Origin of the sequence: Bradyrhizobium sp. NAS80.1 (genome assembly GCF_001908205.1) — a bacterium.
Classification (GTDB): Bacteria; Pseudomonadota; Alphaproteobacteria; order Rhizobiales; family Xanthobacteraceae; genus Bradyrhizobium.
On sequence record NZ_LGHL01000311.1, the window covers coordinates 1 to 3817 of the forward strand.

Consider the following 3817-nt stretch of genomic DNA (forward strand, 5'->3'; position numbering starts at 1 on the left):
CGCGGCCCGCATAATCCGCTGAACCGCCGGATACGGACCCGTATGTCCGGTGGTGTGGGAGGGGCGGCGTCGCGAGACGCCCCCCTATCCCGATTTGGACAACGTCATCACGGTTGCGTCAGGATCGCTTCCCCTTGTGGAACCCGTCACAGAATCCGCGTAGGAACCGTGCCAGAGGCGCGGCGTGCCGCGCAATTGTCACAGGCGCGTCAAAGCGGCGCCGTTCTTTTGCTTGGCCCTGACACCACTGTTGCGTTGGGTCAGGGTCATGAACCTTGTCGGGACACTTGCCATTCTACCGGCAAGTCGAAGACGAAGTCAGAAAGTGTCCTTGATGAACTCTTTGGTGTTGCGGAAGACCGCGCTCGGTCGCGATCTCGCCGCGAAATATGCTGCCGCGTCCGCGACGGGGCGCCTCTCGCCACAACAGAAGCCGGCACGCTTGCGCCGCAAGGGGCCAGTGCTTTGGACGGCTTTGGCGTTACTTGTGCTGGCGGCGGATTTTCTGCTCGCCTATCTCGCCTGGTTTGCCGTCGACTTCGTCATGGGATGAAACGTTCCGCGCGTGCAGCAGATAGGTTGCCGCGAGGTAGGCGAGCTGGCACGCGACAAGGCAGATGGCAATGACGGTCACGCCCGCCATCATCCCGAATTCATAAATACGAAGAACAATCGCGGAGAAGACCGCGATTAAGGGCGCGATCACGACCAGCGCCCAGATCCTGAAAACGAAACCTGCCGCTATTCCCACCAATGCGCTTGCAGCGATCAGGACGAAGGCAAACGTCAAGTTCAACTCCGAGAGTGCAAAAATCCTTCGACCAATCGCGCCAAGCTCGCTCGCTTTGCGGGGGCTGACAAGACAGCATCACTTACGTTTGGCGAACAGTAGTTCATTAGGCTAATTGAAGGTATGATGATCCGGCGGGATTGCCCCGAGCCGCGCCGTCCTGCGGCAAACAAAAAGGGCCGGATCGTCGACCCGGCCCTTTGGAGATTGATCGCTGTCGCGCCTCAGGCGGCCTGCACCAGCCCTTCTTTCTTCAGTGCTTCCTGAACCTTGGGCCGTGCTGCGACGCGGGCCTTGTAGGCGGTGAGGTTGGGCATTGCCGAGAGGTCGAACTTCATACGGTCGCCCCAGGTCAGCATGGTGAAGAGATAGCCGTCGGCGACCGTGAACTGCTTGCCCATGAGGTAGTCGCGGCCGGCTAGCTGACTGTCGATGTATTTCAGCTTGCCCATGACGCGGTCCTTGAAGAAGGCCTTGGCCTCATCATTCAGCGCCGGCGCGAACAGCGGACCGAAGCTCTTGTGCACCTCCGAGGTGAGGAAGTTCAGCCATTCGAGCAGCTTGTAGCGCTCGGAGCTGTCGCGGGCCGGCGCCAGCGCCTTGGCTGAAGCCTGGTCGGCGATCATCTGGACAATCACCGGCCCTTCGGTCACGATCTCACCGCTGTCGAGGCCCAGTGCTGGGACCTGGCCCTTGGGGTTCAGCTTCAGATAATCCTCACCATTTTCGAGCTTCTTGGCCCGGATATCGACCTTGACCAGCTCATAGGGCAGGTCGGCTTCCAGGAGCGCGATGTGGGGGGAGAGTGAGCAGGCACCGGGCGAATAGTACAGTTTCATGGAATTTCCTCCTCTTGACGCTTGGTTGGAGCGAAAGAACGACTACATGCGCCTGCATGAAATAGTCAAGATTGATGCAGGTGCATCGAGTGAGGTAAAGAGCGGGCGACGAGCTTGAGCGGGATCATGAAACGCAAACCATCGACCGAGGCAACTGCCGCCTGGATCCGCCTGATGCGGGTGCAGAGCCGAGTGCTCGACTGCGTCGAGCAGGACCTGAAGAAGGCGGGTTTCCCGCCGCTTGCCTGGTATGACGCGCTGCTCGAATTGTCGCGCGCCCCCTCCGGCGAGCTGCGGCCCGTGGAACTCGAACGGCAGATGCTGATCCCACAATACTCCACTTCGCGCCTGATCGATCGGCTGGTCGACGAGGGCCTCGCCTCCCGGCGCGAATGCAAGATCGACAAGCGCGGCCAGTTCGTCGAGATCACGGAGGCCGGCCGTGAATTGCAGAAGCGGATGTGGGGAGCCTATTCCGCTGCGATCGAGAAATATGTCGGCTCGAAACTGTCTGATGCCGATGCCGTCAGGCTCAGTGGTCTGCTCGACCGCCTGGGCTGTTCGTGCGGCGAGGTGAAGCTGCCGCCCGTCAGCGTCAACGAAAGCACGCCGCTGCGATGATCGCACGGCAAACCAGCATGTCCGCGCGCCCGGTGGGTTCGCGGACCGTCCCGTCACCCGCGCGCATTCGGTCGAAGCGCTTTTGAATAGAGTTTGATATGGCGCGAGACCAGATCGATATGACGCCGCTGCAATCACGCGACGAGCTCGTTGCGTGGTTCGAGGCTGGCTGCAAGCCCAGGTCCGAATTCCGCATGGGGACCGAGCACGAGAAGACACCGTTCACGCTCGAAGGGCATCGTCCAGTGCCCTACGAAGGCGCGCGCGGTATCGGCGCCCTGCTCGAAGGCATGAAGCTCCTGCTCGGCTGGGAGCCAATCATGGAGAAGGGCAACATCATCGGCCTCTACGACGTCACAGGCGGCGGCGCGATTTCGCTCGAGCCCGGCGGACAGTTCGAGCTCTCGGGTGCACCGGTCGAGAACGTGCACCAGACCCAGAGCGAGTTGATGGCGCATCTGGCGCAGGTGCGCGAGATCGCAACGCCGCTCGGCATCGGCTTCCTCGGCCTCGGCATGACGCCGTCCTGGTCGCGCGCCGACATCCCCGTGATGCCCAAGGGCCGCTACAAGATCATGACCAACTACATGCCGAAGGTCGGCCAGTACGGCCTCGACATGATGTACCGGACCTGCACGGTGCAGACCAATCTCGACTTCTGCTCCGAAGCCGACATGGTCAAGAAGCTGCGCGTCTCGCTCGCGCTCCAGCCGGTCGCGACGGCCTTGTTCGCCAATTCGCCGTTCACCGAAGGCAAGCCGAACGGCTTTCTTTCCTTCCGTTCCGAGATATGGCGCGACACCGACAATGCGCGCGCGGGCATGATGCCGTGGGCGTTCGAGGACGGCATGGGCTTCGAGCGCTATGTCGATTACGCGCTCGACGTGCCCATGTACTTCGTCAAGCGCGGCGACGAGTACATCGACGTGTCGGGCTCCTCGTTCCGCGCGTTCTTCGACGGCCGCAACAACAATCTGCCCGGCGAGCGTCCGACGCTGTCGGACTGGGCCAACCATCTCTCGACGATTTTCCCCGAAGTGCGGCTGAAGCGCTATCTCGAGATGCGCGGCTCTGACGGCGGCCCCTGGGGCCGGCTGCCGGCGCTGCCGGCGTTCTGGGTCGGACTGCTCTACGACGATGTGTCGCTCGACGCCGCCTGGGACATGGTGAAGCACTGGACCGCGCATGAGCGCCAGGCCCTGCGCGACGACGTGCCGCGCTTCGGCTTCAAGGCGCGGATCAAGGACCGTTATCTCTTCGAGATCACCAAGGAATGCCTCGTTCTGGCACATGCCGGCCTGCGCCGGCGCGGCCAGGTCGACCAGCTCGGCCGCGACGAGAGCCGGCACCTGGAGCCGCTCGATCGTATCGTCGATTCCGGCCGGACGCCGGCCGAGGAGATGCTCGACAAGTTCAACGGACCCTGGAAGGGTTCGGTGGAACCGGCCTACGCGGAATACGCGTTCTAGCAGGCTGTTGAAGAAGTCTTGGAACGGCGCGCGATGAACGGGATGTTGTCGCCGTTGAGGAGACAAATCTCCCCTTCGAGTGAGCCGTCATCCTGCAG

Annotated in this window: 4 protein-coding genes; 2 read left to right on the forward strand and 2 right to left on the reverse strand. The window is 62.2% G+C overall.

Annotation, left to right across the window (positions count from 1 at the left end; all coding sequences use genetic code 11):
- Positions 1-481: 481 nt before the first annotated feature.
- Positions 482-790: a hypothetical protein gene (locus AC629_RS42270; protein WP_084810549.1), complete on the reverse strand. Its 309-nt coding sequence runs from the start codon at positions 788-790 to the stop codon at positions 482-484.
- Between the two features lie 224 nt (positions 791-1014).
- Positions 1015-1629 (reverse strand): glutathione transferase GstA, encoded by a 615-nt coding sequence (gstA, locus tag AC629_RS42275; protein ID WP_084810550.1) that lies wholly within the window; start codon positions 1627-1629, stop codon positions 1015-1017.
- Positions 1630-1755: 126 nt separating this feature from the next.
- On the opposite strand from gstA, the gene AC629_RS42280 reads away from it, so the two are divergent.
- Entirely contained in the window at positions 1756-2250 is a 495-nt protein-coding gene (locus AC629_RS42280; RefSeq protein ID WP_074123071.1) for a MarR family winged helix-turn-helix transcriptional regulator, read from the forward strand.
- A 98-nt stretch (positions 2251-2348) separates the two neighbouring features.
- Complete coding sequence (locus AC629_RS42285; protein WP_084810551.1) at positions 2349-3719, forward strand: glutamate--cysteine ligase; 1371 nt, start codon at positions 2349-2351, stop codon at positions 3717-3719.
- Positions 3720-3817: the final 98 nt, after the last annotated feature.